This is a genomic window from Cryobacterium sp. (assembly GCF_026786305.1).
GTDB lineage: Bacteria > Actinomycetota > Actinomycetes > Actinomycetales > Microbacteriaceae > Cryobacterium.
In genome coordinates, this window is the sequence record NZ_JAJAYI010000072.1 from 1 (window position 1) to 17938 (window position 17938).

General features: G+C 66.5%; 16 protein-coding genes. 2 read left to right on the top strand and 14 right to left on the bottom strand.

The window, feature by feature from the left end; all coding sequences use genetic code 11:
* Nucleotides 1-122 precede the first annotated feature (122 nt).
* Nucleotides 123-659, bottom strand: a complete 537-nt coding sequence (locus LH475_RS08925; RefSeq protein WP_297413524.1) for a GNAT family N-acetyltransferase — start codon at nt 657-659, stop codon at nt 123-125.
* Between the two features lie 121 nt (nt 660-780).
* Nucleotides 781-2082 carry a tyrosine--tRNA ligase gene (tyrS, locus tag LH475_RS08930; protein ID WP_196845207.1) on the bottom strand — a complete coding sequence of 434 codons (1302 nt, stop codon included), beginning with the start codon at nt 2080-2082 and terminating at the stop codon, nt 781-783.
* Nucleotides 2083-2227: 145 nt separating this feature from the next.
* Here tyrS and LH475_RS08935 point away from each other — a divergent pair, with 145 nt between their 5' ends.
* Nucleotides 2228-2860 (top strand): DNA-binding protein, encoded by a 633-nt coding sequence (locus LH475_RS08935; protein WP_196845206.1) that lies wholly within the window; start codon nt 2228-2230, stop codon nt 2858-2860.
* Nucleotides 2857-3456 (top strand): hypothetical protein, encoded by a 600-nt coding sequence (locus LH475_RS08940; protein WP_196845205.1) that lies wholly within the window; start codon nt 2857-2859, stop codon nt 3454-3456. The genes LH475_RS08935 and LH475_RS08940 overlap by 4 nt, the downstream gene beginning before the upstream one ends.
* 12 nt (nt 3457-3468) lie before the next feature.
* Here the strand turns inward: LH475_RS08940 and LH475_RS08945 are convergent, their stop codons facing one another.
* From LH475_RS08945 to LH475_RS09000, 12 genes are all read right to left on the bottom strand, one after another.
* The gene (locus LH475_RS08945) at nt 3469-4062 is read right to left on the bottom strand and encodes a DNA-3-methyladenine glycosylase (protein WP_297413527.1); all 594 of its coding nucleotides are present in this window, start codon (nt 4060-4062) and stop codon (nt 3469-3471) included.
* A 3-nt stretch (nt 4063-4065) separates the two neighbouring features.
* Nucleotides 4066-5520, bottom strand: coding sequence for an argininosuccinate lyase (argH, locus tag LH475_RS08950; protein WP_196845203.1), 1455 nt, complete (start codon nt 5518-5520; stop codon nt 4066-4068).
* Nucleotides 5521-5525: 5 nt separating this feature from the next.
* A complete protein-coding gene (locus tag LH475_RS08955) occupies nt 5526-6725 on the bottom strand; it encodes an argininosuccinate synthase (protein ID WP_196845202.1) in 1200 nt (399 codons plus the stop codon).
* A 122-nt stretch (nt 6726-6847) separates the two neighbouring features.
* Nucleotides 6848-7777, bottom strand: coding sequence for an ornithine carbamoyltransferase (argF, locus tag LH475_RS08960; RefSeq protein ID WP_196845201.1), 930 nt, complete (start codon nt 7775-7777; stop codon nt 6848-6850).
* A 126-nt stretch (nt 7778-7903) separates the two neighbouring features.
* Nucleotides 7904-9103: an acetylornithine transaminase gene (locus LH475_RS08965; protein ID WP_196845200.1), complete on the bottom strand. Its 1200-nt coding sequence runs from the start codon at nt 9101-9103 to the stop codon at nt 7904-7906.
* Nucleotides 9100-10044: an acetylglutamate kinase gene (gene argB / locus LH475_RS08970; RefSeq protein WP_196845198.1), complete on the bottom strand. Its 945-nt coding sequence runs from the start codon at nt 10042-10044 to the stop codon at nt 9100-9102. The genes LH475_RS08965 and argB overlap by 4 nt, the downstream gene beginning before the upstream one ends.
* 2 nt (nt 10045-10046) lie before the next feature.
* Nucleotides 10047-11228 carry a bifunctional glutamate N-acetyltransferase/amino-acid acetyltransferase ArgJ gene (gene argJ, locus LH475_RS08975; protein WP_196845197.1) on the bottom strand — a complete coding sequence of 394 codons (1182 nt, stop codon included), beginning with the start codon at nt 11226-11228 and terminating at the stop codon, nt 10047-10049.
* A complete protein-coding gene (gene argC, locus LH475_RS08980) occupies nt 11225-12283 on the bottom strand; it encodes an N-acetyl-gamma-glutamyl-phosphate reductase (RefSeq protein WP_297413532.1) in 1059 nt (352 codons plus the stop codon). The genes argJ and argC overlap by 4 nt, the downstream gene beginning before the upstream one ends.
* 105 nt (nt 12284-12388) lie before the next feature.
* Nucleotides 12389-15046: a phenylalanine--tRNA ligase subunit beta gene (pheT, locus tag LH475_RS08985; protein WP_196845194.1), complete on the bottom strand. Its 2658-nt coding sequence runs from the start codon at nt 15044-15046 to the stop codon at nt 12389-12391.
* On the bottom strand, nt 15046-16071 hold the full coding sequence (gene pheS / locus LH475_RS08990; RefSeq protein WP_297413536.1) for a phenylalanine--tRNA ligase subunit alpha: 1026 nt from the start codon (nt 16069-16071) through the stop codon (nt 15046-15048). Before pheS ends, pheT begins: the two co-directional genes overlap by 1 nt.
* 184 nt (nt 16072-16255) lie before the next feature.
* On the bottom strand, nt 16256-17107 hold the full coding sequence (locus LH475_RS08995; RefSeq protein WP_196845192.1) for an amino acid ABC transporter permease: 852 nt from the start codon (nt 17105-17107) through the stop codon (nt 16256-16258).
* Complete coding sequence (locus LH475_RS09000; protein WP_196845191.1) at nt 17104-17751, bottom strand: amino acid ABC transporter permease; 648 nt, start codon at nt 17749-17751, stop codon at nt 17104-17106. The genes LH475_RS08995 and LH475_RS09000 overlap by 4 nt, the downstream gene beginning before the upstream one ends.
* Between the last annotated feature and the right edge of the window lie 187 nt (nt 17752-17938).

Sequence of the window (17938 nt, forward strand, 5' to 3'; positions counted from 1 at the left end):
ACAAAAGCTGGCGTAACCGCCATTCCCGCGGCCATCTGGGGGTCGGGCCCACATTATCTACAGGGCCCCCCGATACAGCCCGAACCCCCCCCCCGGGCCCGGGCCCGGGCCCGGAAAGTAAATTAGGCGGGGGTCTCGGCGACGAAGAGTTCGCTCACGGAGTTGTAGTACTGGTCGGTTCTGCCCTTGTGCGTCATTCCGATGCGCAGGCAGACCCGCTGCGATGGGCGGTTACTCGAAGTGGTGACGGCCACGACCCGGTCGAGTCCGGTCTTCCAGCCTTCGGCCAAAACAGCGGATGCCGCTTCGGTCGCGTAGCCGTGGTGCCAGGCGCTTGGGTGAAAGTGCCAGCCGATCTCGGTGTCCCCCGACGGCTCCAGCGGCGCCACCGGGCTCGACGCCGGAATGGACTTGAGCAGCAGATTGCCAAAGATCTCGCCCGTGTCGACATCGGTAACCGCCCGGATGGCATGAATGGGGTGCTCCATTCCCTGCCAGCGTTTGATCACGGCGATCGCCTCGGCGCGGTCGATCATGACCCGGGGGTGTAATCCGATGTGTTGTTGCACCGCCCACAAGGAGTACAGCCCGAAAACAAAGTCGGTGTCGTCGAGGGTCCAGGGTCGCAGCAGCAGGCGTTCGGTTCGAAGAGTTTCCACGACGACATCTTGCCACCCGCACCTGCCGACCCCCTGCACCAGAGCCGCCAGGCCGCCACGCCTGCCGGAGCGCGACGCCGCCATACCCCGCGACCGCCCGGCAGAACACCGGCCCGAGCAGTTACTCGACGAAGATACCCGCGAGCGTCTTCTTGCCGCGACGCAGCACGGCAACTCCCCCGGGCAGCACCGATCCTTCGATGGTCAGGTCGACACTCGTGACCTTTTCGTTGTTCAGGTAGACCCCTCCCTGTTGCACCGCACGACGGGCGTCACCGAGGCTCTTTGACAGTTCGGTGTCGACGAGCAGCTGCAGCACGGTCGCGTGCGGCGCTGTCGTGGTGTGCGGAAGTTCGCGCAGTGCGGCTTCGAGGGTGTCGGGGTCGAGTTCGGCGAGGTCGCCCTGGCCGAAGAGGGCCTCGGCGGCGCGGATGGCAGCATCCGTTGCCGAGTGGCCGTGCACGAGGCTGGTCACCTCGAGGGCGAGTCGGCGCTGCGCTTCGCGGCGGAACGGTTCGTTTTCGACCAGCTCGGCGAACCGCTCGATCTCACCGCGCGAGAGAAACGTGAAGACCTTGAGCCGAAAGACCACGTCGGCATCGTCGGTGTTGAGCCAGAACTGGTAAAAGGCATACGGGCTTGTGAGGTTCGGATCGAGCCACACCGCATTGCCCTCGCTTTTGCCGAACTTGGTCCCGTCGCTGTTGGTGATGAGTGGGGTGCCGATGGCGTGCACGGTGCCACCGTCGGCGCGACGGATAAGGTCGATCCCGCTCGTGAGGTTGCCCCACTGATCGCTGCCGCCGGTTTGCAGAACACAGCCGTAGCTGCGGAACAGCTCAAGGTAGTCGAGGCCTTGCAGAATTTGGTAGCTGAACTCGGTGTAGCTGATGCCGGCATCGGAATTCAGGCGCGCGCTGACGGCATCCTTCTTGAGCATGGTGCCCACGCGGTAGTACTTGCCGATTTCGCGCAAGAAGTCGATGGCGGAAAGCGGTGCGGTCCAGTCGAGGTTGTTCACGAGCGTGACGGCGTTGTCCCCCTCGGAGCTGAGGAACCGCGAAACCTGCGCCTGCAGGTAGCCGACCCATTCCGTGACGGTGTCGGTGGGGGTCAGCGTGCGCTCGGCGGTCGGGCGCGGGTCGCCGATGAGTCCGGTGGAGCCGCCGACCAGTCCAAGCGGATGGTGCCCGGCCAGTTGCAGACGCCGCATCAGCAACAGCTGCACCAGATTGCCGAGGTGCAGGCTCGGCGCGGTCGGGTCGAATCCGCAGTAATAGGTGATCGGGCCACCATCAAGCAGCGCTTTGAGCTCGGTCTCGTCGGTGGAGACGTGCACGAGGCCACGCCAGTTGATCTCCTCCCACACGGAATTGAAGGACGGGTCATTGGTCTGCTGGGCAAGGATGGTGGGGTCTGACACGCGTTCAGATTACCAGCCGGGGCCGACGCGTCGAAGTGCCGGCCGCATCCGTTCCACTCGCACGATAATTCAGCCTAGAGGCTATACTGCGCTTGATTTAGCTTGAGGGCTAAATTACAATGAATGCAGGACGGAGCCTCAGACCATGTTTGTCATCACCGCTGACCAGATCGACAGCCGCAACGATCACGATCGGGCGCGCGAGATGATCGCGCAACTCGTGGCGCAGAGCCCGAACGCGTTCAGCCTGCCGCCCGACCAGACCGCCGGCGACGAGATCCAGCTGCTCGTGTCGGCCGCCGATCGCACGCTCGACGCGATACTCGCTCTGCACCGGTCCGGCCACTGGAGCGTCGGGCTCGGCGTGGGCACCGTGCGCACCCCCCTGCCGGCATCGACCCGGCAGGCCACCGGCGGCGCGTTCATCGCGGCGCGTGACGCCGTACTGCGAGCAAAGAGAACCGAGGCGCACTTTGCGCTCGAGGTCAGCCAAACGGATGCCGCCGCCCCCGGCATAGAGGCACTCCTGACCATGCTCCTGCTGCTGCGTCAACGGCGCACCCCCCACGGCTGGCAGGCCGGCGATCTGTTCGAAAGCGGACTGGCCCAGACCGATATCGCCGCGTCGCTCGGCATCACCACCGGGGCCGTGAGCCAGCGGCTGAAGGCGGCACAGTACCGGGTCGAGCAGGCGGCGCGGCCGGCGTTGGTTAGGCTGCTAGAGCAGCTCGATCATGGCCCGAACCATGGCCCGAACGAAACGGACACCACCGCATGACCTTCACCGTTCTCACGTTTCTTTACTGGGTCGCCTTGCTCCTGGTCACACTCGCCGCTCTCACCTGCGCCGCGTTAGCCTTCAAATTGCACCGCCAGTTCTACGCGATCGTCGCCATGGCCGGTCTTGCCGTTGCCCTCGTGCTCGCCGCGGTGCCCGTGGGCCCCGGCCCGAGCACCTTCGGCATCGTGCTCGGCATGCTCGCGCTGGCCCTCGCCGTGATCGGCGGCGGCCCGGTCGCGGTGCTCGCCCTCGATCTCGCCACCAATAGCTCAGTGCCACCCGGCCAGCACGGCGGCATCATGGTGCTCAACGCTGGCAAACCGGCCCCGACCATGGCCGGGGTCAGCGACCCAGAGACCCACGAGGTTCTGCGCGGCGGGGTGACCATCGGGATCCTGGAACGTCTCGCCGTGGCCGGCGCGATTCTGGCCGGTTTTCCGGAGGCCATCGCCGTGGTCATCGCCATCAAGGGTGTCGGCCGTTTCACCGAACTGGCCGCCGCCGAATCGCGCGAGCGGTTCATCATTGGAACCCTGGCGAGCCTCATCTGGGCGTGCGCCTGCGCCGCCCTCGTGCCGATGGCTCTGGTCTGACCCGGCGCGCGATCAGGACCCACGACCGGCGTGCCGTCGATACGGAGAGACGGATGCCTCCCCCGGCACCCAAAACCGCCACGGGTACCGGGCTCCCCCGCCGACCCCGCTCACCCCGGTACGTGGCCCGGTCGCGAAGTCTGAGCTGTGCGTCGGCAGTTCCAAGTCGAACGGTGCGCAGCTCACATCGGCGCCGTCATCGCCGAGCACGATGCCGAGGGCCTTGGTCAGCCGGGCCGGGCCGCGCGCGAGGGCGGCGTCTCTGTGCGAGGTGGGGCGGCGCCATCGGGCCTCGTCGACTCCGGCGATGATCTCGCCGGCCCGCAGCAGCACCGCCGAGGCCTCACCCTCGGGCGAGCAGACAACGTTGGCGCAGACGTGCATGCCGTAGCTGAAATAGGCGTAGAGGTGACCGGACGGGCCGAACATCGTCTCGGTGCGGGGCGTGCGCCCGCGAAAGGCGTGTGAGCCCGGGTCGATCTCGCCGAGGTAGGCCTCGACCTCGGTGATGCGCACCGCGACCGGCCCGCGGGTGAGCACCGCACCGAGCAGCAGTGGGGCGACCTCGAGTGCGGGTCGCGCCAGCAGGCCCGGCGTGAACGGCATGCTCTACCGGCTGAGCGCGGCCGTCAGGGCCCGCACGCGGTTGACGAGGTGCGCGCGCTGCTCGGCGACGCGCACCGGCGCGGTTCCGCCGGCGCCGTCGCGACTCTCGACCGATCCGCGGATGGTGAGCACCTCGCGCACGTCGGGAACGAGGTGCACCGACAGGGTCTGCAGATCTTGGTCGCTGACCTCGTGCAGGTCGAGATTGTGGGTTTCAGCGAACTTCACGAGCGAACCGGTGATTTCATGCGCATCGCGGAACGAGACGTGGCGTTTGACCAGCCACTCCGCGACGTCCGTTGCGAGAGAGAAACCCTGCGGAGCCAGCTCTGCCATGCGCTCGGTGTGGAAGGTGAGGGTGGCGACCATGCCGGTGAACGCGGGCAGCAGCACTTCAAGGGTCGTGATCGAGTCGAAGACCGGCTCTTTGTCTTCTTGCAGGTCACGGTTGTAGGCGAGCGGCAGACCCTTGAGCGTGGTGAGCAGCCCGGTGAGGTTACCGATCAGGCGACCGGATTTGCCGCGTGCGAGCTCGGCGATGTCGGGATTCTTCTTCTGCGGCATGATCGACGAACCGGTGGAATAGGCGTCGTCGAGGGTGACGAACCCGAATTCACGGGTGTTCCAGAGAATGATCTCTTCGGCCAGCCGCGACATGTCGATTCCGATTTGCGCGGTGATATAGGCGAATTCGGCGACCAGGTCGCGGCTCGCGGTTCCGTCGATGGAGTTCTCGACGACGGCGGCGAAGCCCAGGTCGGCGGCGACGAGGTGCGCGTCGAGACCGAGGGTATTGCCGGCGAGGGCGCCGGAACCGTAGGGGGATGCATCCGCTCGCCGACCCCAGTCAGCGAAACGATCGAGGTCGCGCACGAGCGGCCAGCAGTGCGCGAGCAGGTGGTGCGCGAGCAGCACCGGTTGGGCGTGCTGCAGGTGGGTGCGGCCGGGCATGATGGCCCCGGAGTGCGCTTCGGCCTGCGCGGCGAGGGCGTCGATCAGTTCGATGACGAGTGACGCAAGAATGGCGGCGTGGTCACGCAGCCACATGCGCACGAGCGTGGCGACCTGATCATTGCGGCTGCGACCAGCACGGAGCCTGCCGCCCAGCTCGACACCGATGATGCCGATCAGGCCCCGCTCGAGGGCCGAGTGCACGTCTTCGTCGGCCTCAGCCGGCAGAAATTCGCCGGCGGTGACGGCGCGCTCGAGTTCTTCGAGCGCACCGACCATCTGGGTCAATTCAGTGTCGGTGAGATATCCCGCGGCGGCGAGGGCCCGGGCGTGAGCGCGGCTGCCCTGCAGGTCGTATTCGGCCAGCATCCAGTCGAACTGGGTCGACTTGCTCAGCCGCGCCAGTTCCGGCGACGGTCCCCCGGCGAAACGGCCACCCCAGAGGGCGCCCGCCGTGCCGGCACGGTTGCTCGTCGCGCCGTTAGTGGTTCCCTGCTCAACCGACACGTGGGCTACTTCGCGGCGGCGTCGCGGCGTGCGGCGACCTTGCTCGGCAGCGACCACAGCTCGATGAACCCCTTGGCCATGGTCTGGTCGAATGAGTCTCCGGTGTCGTAGGTGGCGAGGTTGAAGTCGTAGAGGCTCGTCGTGCTCGAGCGGCCCGTAACGACGGCGGTACCGGCGCGCATCTTCAAGCGAATGTCGCCCGTCACGTACTTCTGCGTGTCCTCGATGAACACGTCCAGGCTCTTCTTGAGCCCGGAGAACCAGAGTCCGTCGTAGACGAGTTCGGCCCACTTCGACTCGACGCCGCGCTTGTAGCGGGCAACATCGCGTTCAAGGGTCATGTTTTCGAGCTCCTCATGGGCGGCGATGAGCGCCATGCCGGCGGGAGCTTCGTAGATCTCACGGCTCTTGATGCCGACCAGACGGTCCTCAACGATGTCGATACGGCCGACACCCTGGTCACCGGCGAGACGGTTCATGAGCTGGATCATCTGCAGCGGGGTGACCTTCTTGCCGTCGATGGCGACGGGCACACCCTGCTCGAAGCTGATGACGACCTCGGTGGGGGCGCGGGTGACCGACGGGTCCTGCGTGTAGGTGTAGAGGTCTTCGATCGGCGCGTTCCACGGGTCTTCGAGGAATCCGGTTTCGACGGCGCGACCCCAGACGTTCTGGTCGACCGAGTACGGACTCTTCTTGGACTGCGCGATGGGAAGGTCGTGTTTGGCGGCGTACTCGATGGCTTTGTCACGGGTCAGCGCGAAGTCGCGCACCGGGGCGAGCGAGGTCAGGTCGGGGGCGAGGGCTGCGACGGCCGCTTCGAACCGGACCTGGTCGTTACCCTTGCCGGTGCAACCGTGGGCGACGCTGTCGGCGCCCAGTTCCTTGGCGGTGGAGGCGAGGTACTTGGCGATCAACGGACGGCTGATGGCCGAGACCAGCGGGTAGCGTTTCTGGTACAGGGCGTTCGCCTTGAGTGTCGGCACGATGTAGTCGTTCGCGAACTCGTCCTTGGCATCGATGACGAGGGATTCGACGGCGCCGCAGTCGAGAGCGCGCTGACGGATCACGTCCATGTCTTCGCCCTCCTGCCCAACGTCGACGGCGAGGGCTACGACCTCTTTGCCGGTGGCATTCTTGAGCCAGCCGATGCCGACCGAGGTATCCAGTCCACCCGAGTATGCGAGTACAACGCGTTCCGCCATGGTTCTCCTTAAATCTTGATCTGTCTTGAGTTTACGTGCTGGGGCCCGGGCCCCCCGTCGCCCGCCCGAGCGCCTGACCCCCACCACTGTCCGGGCCCGGGCCCGGACACAAAAAAATCAGGTCAGGATTGGTCTTGCGAGAGCAGCCAGACCAGTAGGGCCTTCTGGGCGTGCAGGCGGTTCTCCGCCTCGTCCCAGATGATGCTCTGCGGTCCGTCGATGACCTCGGCGGTCACCTCGTAGCCGCGGTCGGCTGGCAGGCAGTGCATGAAGTGCGCGTCAGGTTTGGCCAGGCTCATCAGCTCAGCGTCGACCCGGTACTGACCGAGGTCGCCGAGCCGCTTGGCCTTCTCTTCTTCCTTGCCCATCGACACCCAGGTGTCGGTGACGACCACATCGACGCCGGTGACGGCTTCGCGCGGGTCGATGAACAGCGCGACCGAGCCGCCGGTGCGGGCGGCGATGGCCGTCGCATCCGCTACCACCTGCTCGGTTGGCGTGTACCCGACCGGCGAGGCGATGCGCACGTGCATGCCGGCGGTCGCGCCGGCGAGCAGGTAGGACTGGCCCATGTTGCAGGCGCCGTCGCCGAGAAAGGCGAGGGTCTGGCCGGCGAGGTCGCCGCGGTTTTCGCGAATGGTGAGCAGGTCGGCGAGCAGCTGGCAGGGATGAAAGTCGTCGCTGAGTGCATTGACGACGGGCACGGTCGTGCCGAGCGCCATTTCTTCGAGTCCGGCCTGGCCGTAGGTGCGCCAGACGATCGCGGCCACCTGCCGTTCGAGTACGCGGGCGGTGTCGGAGGCGGTTTCCTTGCCCCCGAGCTGGCTGTTCGCGGTGCTGATGATGAGCGGGCTACCACCGAGGTCGGCGATGCCGACCGCGAATGACACCCGGGTGCGGGTCGAGGACTTGTCGAAAATGACCGCGACGGTCTGCGGACCGGCGAGCGGGCGTACCGCGAATCGGTCTCGCTTCAGCTCCAGGGCCAGATCGAGAATCTCGGCCTGTTCGGCCGGGGAGATGTCGTCGTCGCGCAGGAAATGGCGGGTCACGGTGTCACTTTCGATTGAGTTGGGACGTTCGGGGCGGTGAGCAGATTCCCTACAGCGGATGCCGCCCACCCGGCCAGACTTCCCGCCGTGCCGGCCGAAGCCCGCGCAAAGTGGGATTCGTCCAGCCTAGAGGCTGGCCAGGGCGTGCCCGAACCGCTCCTGAAAATCAGCGAGTTCGGCGTCGCCAACGATCAGCGGCGGGGCGATGCGAATGCTCGTCTCGTTGGCGGCGTTGACGATGAGGCCGTGGGCGAGCGCGGCCGCAGCCAGTTTCAACGCAACCGGTTCGGCCAGGCCGACACCGAGCAGTAGGCCGCGTCCTCGTACCTCCTCGATCAGCGTTGAGTGGAAGCCGAGAATGATCTCGCGGAGCTGCTGTCCGCGGCGGGCGGCGTTGGCGGCGAGGTTGTCGCGTTCGATCACGCCGAGCACGGCGTTGGCTGTCGCGGTGACGAGCGGGTTGCCGGCGAAGGTCGAGCCGTGCTGTCCGCGCTGGAACAGATCAGAGGCCCAGCCGAACGTAACGAGCGCGCCAATGGGGACACCGCCGCCCATCCCTTTGGCGATCGTGACGGCATCCGGAAGAATCTGAGCATGGTGATAGGCAAACCAGGCGCCGGTGCGGGCGATACCGGTCTGAATTTCGTCGATCACCAGTAGAACGCCGTGCTCGGTGCACAGCTCGCGGGCACGTTTCAGGTAGCCGTCGGGCAGGTCGATGACGCCCGCCTCGCCCTTGACCGGTTCCAGAAACAGGGCGGCGACGGTGTTATCGATGGTCGCTTCGAGCGCCTTGATCGTGCTGTCGATGTGTTCGACGCCGCCCGGCACGGGTTCGAAAGCCTCGCGCATGTGCGGCTTGCCCGAGAGTGCGAGTGCACCCATCGTGCGACCGTGAAAGGAATCGTGAAGCGAAATAATGCGGCTGCGATGCCCACCCTTCACGTTAAGCCGGGCCAGCTTGAACGCGGCCTCGTTGGCCTCGGCACCGGAGTTGCAGAAGTAGACGCGGCCCGCGTCGCCGGCGCCGGTCAGGCGCTTGAGGCGTTCAGCCAATTCGATCTGCGGCGGCGTGGCGAAATAGTTGGAGACGTGACTGATCGTGCCGATCTGCTTCGTGACGGCAGCGACGACCTCGGGATGGGCGTGGCCGAGCGAATTCACTGCGATGCCGGCGAGAAAGTCGAGGTACTTCGTGCCGGTGTCGTCCCAGACGTAGCAGCCCTCACCGCGCACGAGCATGGCCAGCGGCGGGCTGAACGTGCGCATCATCGAATCGGCGAACCGAGTCTGCCAGGGTAATTCACTCGCTCGGGGCGTGCTCATGCCGGTACTACCTCCGTGCCAATGCCGCTTCCAGTGAAAATTTCGAGCAGGATCGAGTGCGGCACTCGCCCGTCAATGATCGCGGCCTTGGCGACACCCCCGTCGACAGCGTCGAGGCAGGCCGTCATCTTGGGAATCATGCCCGATTCCAGCTCGGGCAGCAGCCCGCGCAGCTCAATGACGTCGATGATCGACACGAGCGAATCCCGGTTTGGCCAGTCGCGGTAGAGTCCGGCGACGTCGGTGAGAATCACAAGCTTGGCCGCGCCGAGCGCGATGGCGAGTGCTGCAGCAGCAGCGTCGGCGTTGACGTTGAGGGACTGTCCCGGAACATCGGTGTCGGGGGCGATCGACGAGACCACCGGAATGCGGCCGGCCGCGAGCTGGGCGAGCACCGCTTCGGGGTCGACGCCGATGACGTCGCCGACGAGTCCGAGGTCGACCTCTTCGCCGTCGATGATCACGCCCCGTCGGCGCCCACGGAACAGGCCGGCGTCTTCGCCGGACAGTCCGGCGGCGAGTGGGCCGTGCTGGTTGATGTGGCTGACCAGTTCGCGGTTGATTTGGCCGGTGAGCACCATACGCACCACGTCCATCGCTTCGGGTGTGGTCACCCGGTAGCCGCCACGAAACTCGCTCTCGATTCCGAGGCGTTTCAGCATGGCCGAGATCTGCGGGCCGCCGCCGTGCACGACGACCGGACGGATGCCCGCGTAGCGCAGGTAGACCATGTCCTCAGCGAACGCGCGCTGCAGTTCTTCGCTCACCATGGCGTTGCCGCCGAACTTCACGACGATGATGTGGTCGTGAAAGCGTTTGAGCCAGGGCAGCGCTTCGATCAGCGTCGCCGCTTTAACGGATGCTTCGGCCTGGCTGGTCTCGTCGGCGTTCGTTTTGGTTTTGGTTTTGGTTTTGGTTTTGGGAGTATCGATGTCGGTCATGATCAGCTTGAGTACGCGCTGTTCTCTTCGACGTAGTCGTGGGTGAGGTCGTTGGTCCAGAGGGTGCCCGTTGCGTTGCCCGCGTGCAGGTCGATCAGCACGGTGACGGCCCGTTTGGTCAGATCGACGAGCTCGCGCGGCTGATCGGGCTCACCCGCGGTACACACCTGCACGCCGTTGATGGCGACATCAATGCCGTAGGGGTCGAAGGCGGCGTCTGTGACCGGCACTGTTCCAACGGCCGCGAGCACTCGGCCCCAGTTCGGGTCGTTGCCGAAGATGGCCGACTTAAACAGGTTGCTGCGCGAGACGGCGCGGGCCACGGTGACGGCCTCGTCTTCGGAGACTGCGTTGGTGACCGTGATGGCCACGTCGTGCGCGGAGCCCTCGGCGTCGCCCTGCAGCTGCAGGGTGAGATCGCGGCAGATCTCGACGAGCGCGGCGGTGAATTCGGCCAGGTCGGCGGCGACCCCGCTTGCGCCGGAGCAGAGCAGGCTCACGGTGTCGTTGGTCGACATACAGCCGTCGGAGTCGAGGCGGTCGAAGGTGACCCGGGTCGCCGCGTGCAGGGCCATGTCAAGCTCGGCCGAGTCGAGTACAGCGTCGGTCGTGATGACCACGAGCATCGTGGCGAGGCCGGGTGCGAGCATGCCTGCACCCTTGGCCATGGCGCCGATACTCCAACCGGCGGCGGCCGTGTGCGCGGCCTGCTTCGGGCGGGTATCGGTGGTCATGATGGCCTGCGCGGCCAGAAGGCCGGCGGCGGGCGTGGTGGCGGCATCCGTTTTGATGGCGAGGGTGGCGTCCCAGACACCGGCGGTAACGAGGTCGAGGTTGAGTTGTTCACCGATCAGGCCGGTGGAGCAGACCAAAACGTCGCCGGAGGAGATGTCGAGGCGGGTCGCGACGGCCTCGGCGGTGGCATGCGTGGTCTGAAACCCGATGGTGCCGGTGTAGCAGTTGGCGCCGCCGGAGTTGAGCACGATCGCGCTGACCCGGCCGTCACTCATGACCTGGGTGCTCCAGATGACCGGGTTGGCCTGGCAGCGGTTGCTCGTGAACACGGTTGCGGCGCTCTGCAGCGGGCCGAGGTTCTGCACGAGGGCCAGGTCGAGCCCGCCGGACTTTTTCAGGCCGGCGGTGACGCCGGCAGCGGCAAAACCGGACGGGACGGTGACACTCACGGAGCAACTCCATTCATGGTCAGACCGAGCGTTTCGATCAGGCCGAGGGCAATATTGGCGGATTGGATGGCGGCGCCGGCGGTGCCCTTGACAAGATTGTCGATGGCCGTGATGGTGACAACCCGGCCGGCTGCTTCGTCGACGGCCAGTCCGATCAGCGCGGTGTTGGCGCCGAGTACGTCGGCCGTGCGCGGAAAGTGCCCGTCGGGCAGCAGGTGCACGAATGGTTCGTCGGCGTAGGCGCTCTCCCAGGCGGCGCGCACGGCGGCGGCGCTCGTGCCGGGTACGAGCCGGGCGGTCGCCGTCGAGAGGATGCCGCGCGACATCGGCACGATCACCGGGGTGAACGAGATGGTCGCGTCGGTCGCGCTTCCGGCCCAGCGCAGCGACTGCAGGATCTCCGGAATATGCCGGTGCGTGCCGCCGACCGCATAGGGGTTGGCCGAGCCGAGGATCTCAGCCGCGAGGTTGGGCATTTTGAGACTCTTGCCGGCGCCGCGCGGGCCGACGGCGAGCACGGCGACGAGGTCCTGCGCTTCGATCACACCGGCGTTGATGCCGGGGGCGAGGGCGAGGGCGACCGCGCTGGCATTGCAGCCAGGAGCGGCGATGCGGCGGGCGCCGATGAGTCGGCTGCGCTGCTTGCCGGCACCAGTGCCGGTGCCGATGGGCAGCTCGGGCACGCCGTACGCCCACGCGCCGAAGTAGTCGCCGCCGTAGAACGCGGCCCAGTCGTCGCAACTCTCGAGGCGATGGTCGGCGCCGCAGTCCACCACGAGGGTCTCGGCCGGCAGGTGCGCGGTGAGCTCGCCGGATTTTCCGTGCGGCAGGGCCACGAGCACAACGTCGTGGCCGCTGAGATTCTCCGGCGTCGTATCGACGAGGGTCAGGTGGGCGAGGGACCGCAACTGCGGTTGCACGTCGACGAGACGCTGCCCGGCGTTGCTGTGCGCGGTGACCGTGCGCACATCGAATTCGGGGTGTCCGGCGAGCAGCCGAAGCAGTTCGCCGCCCGCATACCCGCTCGCGCCCGCAACTGCTACCGAAAAAACCATGTGTTAAACCTAGCGCGGCCCCGGCGGCCCCGCTTCCGCAGCCGCCGGGGCCCCACCAGAGCGCAGCGTCACTATTCGCGCAGCAGCACTACTCGCGCAGCACCACTACTCGCGCAGCGCCGCTCCGAAGCGTTCGGCGGCGACCGCAACCCCGGCGAGGCGGGCGGCACTCGCCTCGGCGGCGGTCAGCGTGCGTTCCGTGCCACGAAAGCGCAGCGCCAAGGTGAGCGACTTCTGCCCGGGCTCGACGCCGGCACCGCGGTAGTCGTCGACCAGCTCGATGCTCTCGAGCAGGTCGCCGGCACCCTCGGCGACGGCCGCGCGCAGTGCTGCGGCCGCCACGGAAGCCGAGACGACGAGTGAGACGTCCTGCGTGGCGGCGGGCATCGTGCGAATCGGCGTGACCGTGAGGTCGCCGTCAGCCTGCGCGAAGACGAGCCCGAGGTTGATCTCCGCGACGGCGACGACAGCGGGCAGGTCGTAGTCGTCGGCGACCGCAGGAAGCAGTTCGCCGGCGAATCCGACCGACACCGTTCCAGCGCTGGCGGTCGCGGCGCCCGGTACAGCAACGAACAGCTCGGCGGTGCGGCCCGGGTGCATCGCCGGGTGCACGCCCTGGCGTACCGCGATGCGCGCGCCGGTGGCCAACGCCACCTGCTGCACGGCGGCCAGAGCAGACTGCCAGCCGGCGGCAACGGCAGGCAGTCCCGGCTGGTGCCGCACGTCGTTGCCGACGAGTACCACGCCGACCAGGAGCGGTTGCGGCACAATTCCCGCGTTCAACGCCGCCTCAGCCTCGGCGCTCGGCCGCGCAGCTCCGGCGGGGAGCACGGCCGTGCCGTAGGTCACCCCGACCTCGGGCCGAAAGACCAGTCCCTGCTCGTAAATGGCGACATCCACCAGGCCGCGTGAGCGGTTGCGGTGCGCGATCTGCAACAGGCCTGGCAGCATTGAGGTGCGCAGGAAGGGCGCCTCGCCGTCGAGCGCGTTGGCGACCTTCATCTGCGGCACCGCAACCGGCACAGCAACCGGCACAGCGGATGCCGCCCCCGCGTCGGCGACACTGACGCCAGCATCCGCTGCGCCGGCTGAAACTGCGCCGGCTGAAACTGCGCCGGCCGTTGCAACGGCCACGCCGAACAGATTGTTCGCCTGCTCGGAAACGAACGGGTAGGTCAGCACCTCGGTGTGACCGGTGGCCGCGAGGGTCTGCGCGACCGTGCGACGCAGCGTCTGCGCGCGGGTCAGGCCACGGCCTGGCGGCGCGACGGGCAGCACCGAGGGAATGCGGTCGTACCCGACGATGCGGGCGACCTCCTCGGCGAGCGTCCACTTGTCGGTGAGGTCGGGGCGCCAGCTCGGCGGGGTGACCTGCAGGTCACCATCGACCTCAACGAGCGATGTACCGATCTGAACGAGGGCATCGCGCACCTCGTCGCCGGCGTAGTTGAGGCCGATGAGGCCCGACACGAACCCGGTCGGCAACAGAATCGGCTGCGGGGCCGGAGCCTTGTCGTAGACCGAACCGAGGTCGTCGGCGACTCCCCCGGCGAGGTCGACAAGCAGCTGCACCACGCGCGCGGCGGCAACCGCGGCCACGTGCGGGTCGACGCCGCGTTCGAAACGCTTGCTCGCCTCACTCGGTAGTTTGTGCCGGCGTGCCGAGCGCGCGATCGACACCGGGTCGAAGTTGGCTGCCTCGACGAGCACGTTGACGGTCCCCGAGCTGATCTCGGTGTTCGCCCCGCCCATCACGCCGGCCAGTCCGATCGGCCCGGATTCGTCGGTGATCAGCAGATCCTCAACGTTCAGCGTGCGAGTGACCGCGTCGAGCGTGGTAAATTTCTCGCCCGCGGTCGCGCGCCGCACAATGATACCGCCGACCAGCCTGTCGAGGTCGTAACCGTGCAACGGCTGGCCGAGCTCGAACATCACATAATTGGTCACGTCGACGACGAGCGAGATCGAGCGGATGCCGACCAGCCCCAGGCGCGCGATCATCCAGGCCGGGGTCGGCCGGGTCGGGTCGACCCCGCGTACGACACGCGTCACAAACACGGTCGCGCCGGTACGCTCCCGAATCGGAGCCCGGTCGTCAATCGTCACCGGGAACCGAGTGACCGGGGCCACGACCGTTAGCGCAAGCGCGGGGTCGCGAAACGGTACACCGGTCGCGTGCGAGTATTCACGGGCGACACCGCGAATGGAGAACGCATAGCCACGGTCGGGGGTGACGTTGATCTCGACGGCGCTGTCATCCAGGCCGAGCAGGGCAATCGCATCCGTTCCCACCGGGGCGTCGATTCCGAGGTTCTTCAACAGCAGAATTCCGTCGTGCTCCTCGCCGAGGCCGAGCTCACGGGCTGAGGCGATCATGCCGTCGGAGACGTGGCCGTAGGTTTTGCGGGCCTTGATCGGAAAGGGGCCGGGCAGCGACGCGCCGGGCAGGGTCACAACGACCTTGTCGCCGACGGCGAAGTTGTGCGCGCCGCAGATGATGCCGTGGATGGCCGGGCCGCCGTCAGCGGCGACGTCGTCGCCCGGTGCAACCCGCACCTGGCACCAGTTGATTGTTTTGCCGTTGGTCTGTGCTTCGCCGACGAACTCGAGTACTTCACCGACCACGATCGGCCCGGAGACCTCGAACCGGTGAATGTCTTCCTCTTCGAGGCCGACGCTCACGAGGGCGGCGTGGACGTCTTCCGGCGTGGTGCCGGGCGCGAGGTCGACGAATTCACCGAGCCAGCTCAGTGGAACCCGCATTAGACCGTCATCCCATACTGCTGGCTGAACCGAATATCGCCCTCGACCATGTCGTGCATGTCCTTTACGTCATTTCTAAACATCACTGCTCGTTCCACGCCCACACCGAACGCGAACCCGGAATACACCTCGGGGTCGATTCCGGCGGAACGCAGCACATTGGCGTGCACCATGCCGCAGCCGCCCCACTCGATCCAGCGCGGGCCGTCTTTGAAGGTGGGGTGCCACACATCGAGTTCCGCGCTCGGCTCGGTGAAGGGAAAGTAGTTCGGGCGCAGTCGCACCTTGGCTTCGGGACCGAACAGGGCCTGCACGAAGTGGTCGAGCGTTCCGCGCAGGTGCGCCATGGTGAGGCCCTTGTCGATGGCGATGCCTTCAATCTGGTGGAACACCGGTGTGTGTGTCGCGTCGAGTTCGTCGGTTCGAAAAACTCGCCCGGGTGCCACGACATACACCGGCAGTTCGCGGGAGAGCAACGCACGCAGCTGCACGGGCGAGGTCTGCGTGCGCAAGACGAGGTGGGCATCTGTCGGTTCCACGAAGAAGGTGTCCTGCATGGCGCGGGCGGGATGGTCCTCATCGAAGTTGAGCCCGTCGAAGTTGAACCATTCGCTTTCGAGCTCTGGCCCCTCGGCGATTTCCCAGCCCATCGCCACGAACACGTCGGCGGCCCGTTCGGTGAGCAGCGAAATCGGATGCCGCGCTCCGGGCTTCCACACTGACGCTGCGGCGGTCACGTCGACCGTTTCGGCGAGCAGCCGGGCGGCCGCTTCCGCCGTGCCGATCTCGTCTTCGCGAGCGGTCAACGCCTTGGTGACGGCGCCGCGGGCCTGGCCGACGAGCTTACCGGCGGTGGCCTTTTGGTTTCCGGGCACGCTGCGCATGAGCGCGTTGAGCTTTGACACCGGCGATGACTCCCCCGCGTGCTCGCTGCGCACGAGTTTGAGGGCGGCGGTCGTTTCGGCGGCCGCGATGGCAGCCAGTGCGGCGTCAACCGCGGCGTTGACCGCGGCTTCGGAAATCAACGGCTCGGCAGGAGCCGATGCGACGGCGTCAGTTGCCGCTGGATCGGCTGCAGGCGGGTCGGATGGTGTGATGGGCTCTGGGGGAACGCTGGGAACTGACACAAGGCCCAAGTTTAGTGCGTACCGTGCCCGTGCCCGCCCGAGGAGGCTTCGAAGGCTCAAGCCGGGCGGGACGACCGCCGGCTCAGGCAGCTTCGTTGACCAGTTCCTGCACCCTGGCGGCCTTGGCAGGGACGCGCTTGGTGCGTATCTCGATAAACTTCGCGACCCCGGCCAGCAGCAGGCAGAGGGAGATGTAGATGGCCGCGACGACGATGGTCGAGGGAATAATTGGTGAACCGTAGTTTCCCTGCGTTCCGTAGGACTTCGCAAGGAACAACAACTCCTGGTACGTGACGATGAAGCCCAGTGCGGTGTCCTTGAGCACGACGACGAGCTGCGACACGATCACGGGTGCCATTGCACGAATCGCCTGCGGCACCAGAATCATGCGCATGACCTGGGTCTTGGTCATGCCGATCGCGTAGGCGGCCTCGGCCTGGCCCTTCGGCAGCGATTCGATACCCGCCCGAAAGACCTCGGAGAGCACGGAGCCGTTGTACAGGGTGAGGCTCGTGACCACCGCGATAAAGGGAGTCACAAAGGTAAAGCCGAGCGGCGGGAGACCGTAGTACATGATCATCATGAGGATGAGCAGCGGTATGGCACGGAACAGTTCGACGAACACGTAGGTCGGTGCACTGATCCACTTGTGTCTGGAGACCCGCCCGACCATGAGCAGGAGACCGAGCACGATGCTCAGAGCAGCGGCGACGGCGAAGGCTTGCAACGTCGCCAGCGTGGCTTCGAGGATCTTGCCGTGTACGTAGGGAATCGTGAACAGTTCCCACTTCTGCGCCGTGAACTGGTTCGTTTCAACGAAGCGATACACGATGAAGGCGAAAATTCCCACGACGGCGAGCAGGGTGACGGCACCGATGTAGCGGTGCCGCACGAGGGCGCGCGGACCCGGAGCGTCGAACAGAACGTTACTCATTGCAGCACCTTCAAGCGGTTTTCCAGCTTGCGTTGGACAAAGGAAAGTATCGCGACGAGCAGAACAAAGATCAGCGCTACCCAGAGCAGTACGACGATCGCCGGCTCACCACGCTCCGAGAGCGTGGCGCGAATCGCGCCCGCCTCGGCCACCGCGAAACCGGCGGCGACAGTGGTGTTCTTCAGCAGGGCGATGAACACGCTCATCATGGGGGGAATCACCGCGCGAAATGCCTGCGGCAGAAGGATGTTTGTCATGCTCTGGCCGAAGGTGAGCCCGATGGCGCGGGAAGCCTCGGCCTGACCGATGGGAACCGTGTTGATGCCGGCTCGCAGGGTCTCGGCCACATACGTCGCCGTGTAGAGGCTCAACGCGAAAATAGCCAGTGTTTGAAAGCCAACCTGCGGCAGGTCAAGTTTGGGGTAGCCGAAGGCGAAAAAGAACATGATCAGGGTCAACGGAGTGTTGCGCACGAAGTTGACGTAACCCGTGCCAACCCACCGCATCGGGGCAACCGGTGAAACGCGCATGGCACCGACGACGGTGCCGAGAATCAGAGCGAAGAGGGCGGACCAGAGGAACACCTGCAGCGTGATGACGAATCCGTCGACGAAGACGTCGAGGTTATTGAGCAGTGTGTTCATGGTCCAAACCTCTCCTTTCGTTTTTGATGGTGCAAAGCGGTGGTGAGGGTCGGGGGGGGCCGGGTTTGCCCCCCCCCCCGTAAGGGGGGGGCGAGTTCGCGGCGGCCGGGGGGGGGGCGGCCACCGGGGCCCCCCGCCCCCGGGGGGGGGGGGTGGTTGGCGGGCCCCGGGGATTTGCGGTGGGGTA

Excerpts from the sequence above, each read along its gene's own strand:
- LH475_RS08935 (WP_196845206.1), top strand. The coding sequence starts at position 2,228 with ATGTTTGTCATCACCGCTGACCAGATCGACAGCCGCAACGATCACGAT.
- LH475_RS08940 (WP_196845205.1), top strand. The coding sequence starts at position 2,857 with ATGACCTTCACCGTTCTCACGTTTCTTTACTGGGTCGCCTTGCTCCTG.
- LH475_RS08945 (WP_297413527.1), bottom strand. The coding sequence starts at position 4,062 with ATGCCGTTCACGCCGGGCCTGCTGGCGCGACCCGCACTCGAGGTCGCC.
- LH475_RS08955 (WP_196845202.1), bottom strand. The coding sequence starts at position 6,725 with ATGGCGGAACGCGTTGTACTCGCATACTCGGGTGGACTGGATACCTCG.
- LH475_RS08965 (WP_196845200.1), bottom strand. The coding sequence starts at position 9,103 with ATGAGCACGCCCCGAGCGAGTGAATTACCCTGGCAGACTCGGTTCGCC.
- argB (WP_196845198.1), bottom strand. The coding sequence starts at position 10,044 with ATGACCGACATCGATACTCCCAAAACCAAAACCAAAACCAAAACCAAA.
- argC (WP_297413532.1), bottom strand. The coding sequence starts at position 12,283 with ATGGTTTTTTCGGTAGCAGTTGCGGGCGCGAGCGGGTATGCGGGCGGC.
- pheT (WP_196845194.1), bottom strand. The coding sequence starts at position 15,046 with ATGCGGGTTCCACTGAGCTGGCTCGGTGAATTCGTCGACCTCGCGCCC.
- LH475_RS08995 (WP_196845192.1), bottom strand. The coding sequence starts at position 17,107 with ATGAGTAACGTTCTGTTCGACGCTCCGGGTCCGCGCGCCCTCGTGCGG.
- LH475_RS09000 (WP_196845191.1), bottom strand. The coding sequence starts at position 17,751 with ATGAACACACTGCTCAATAACCTCGACGTCTTCGTCGACGGATTCGTC.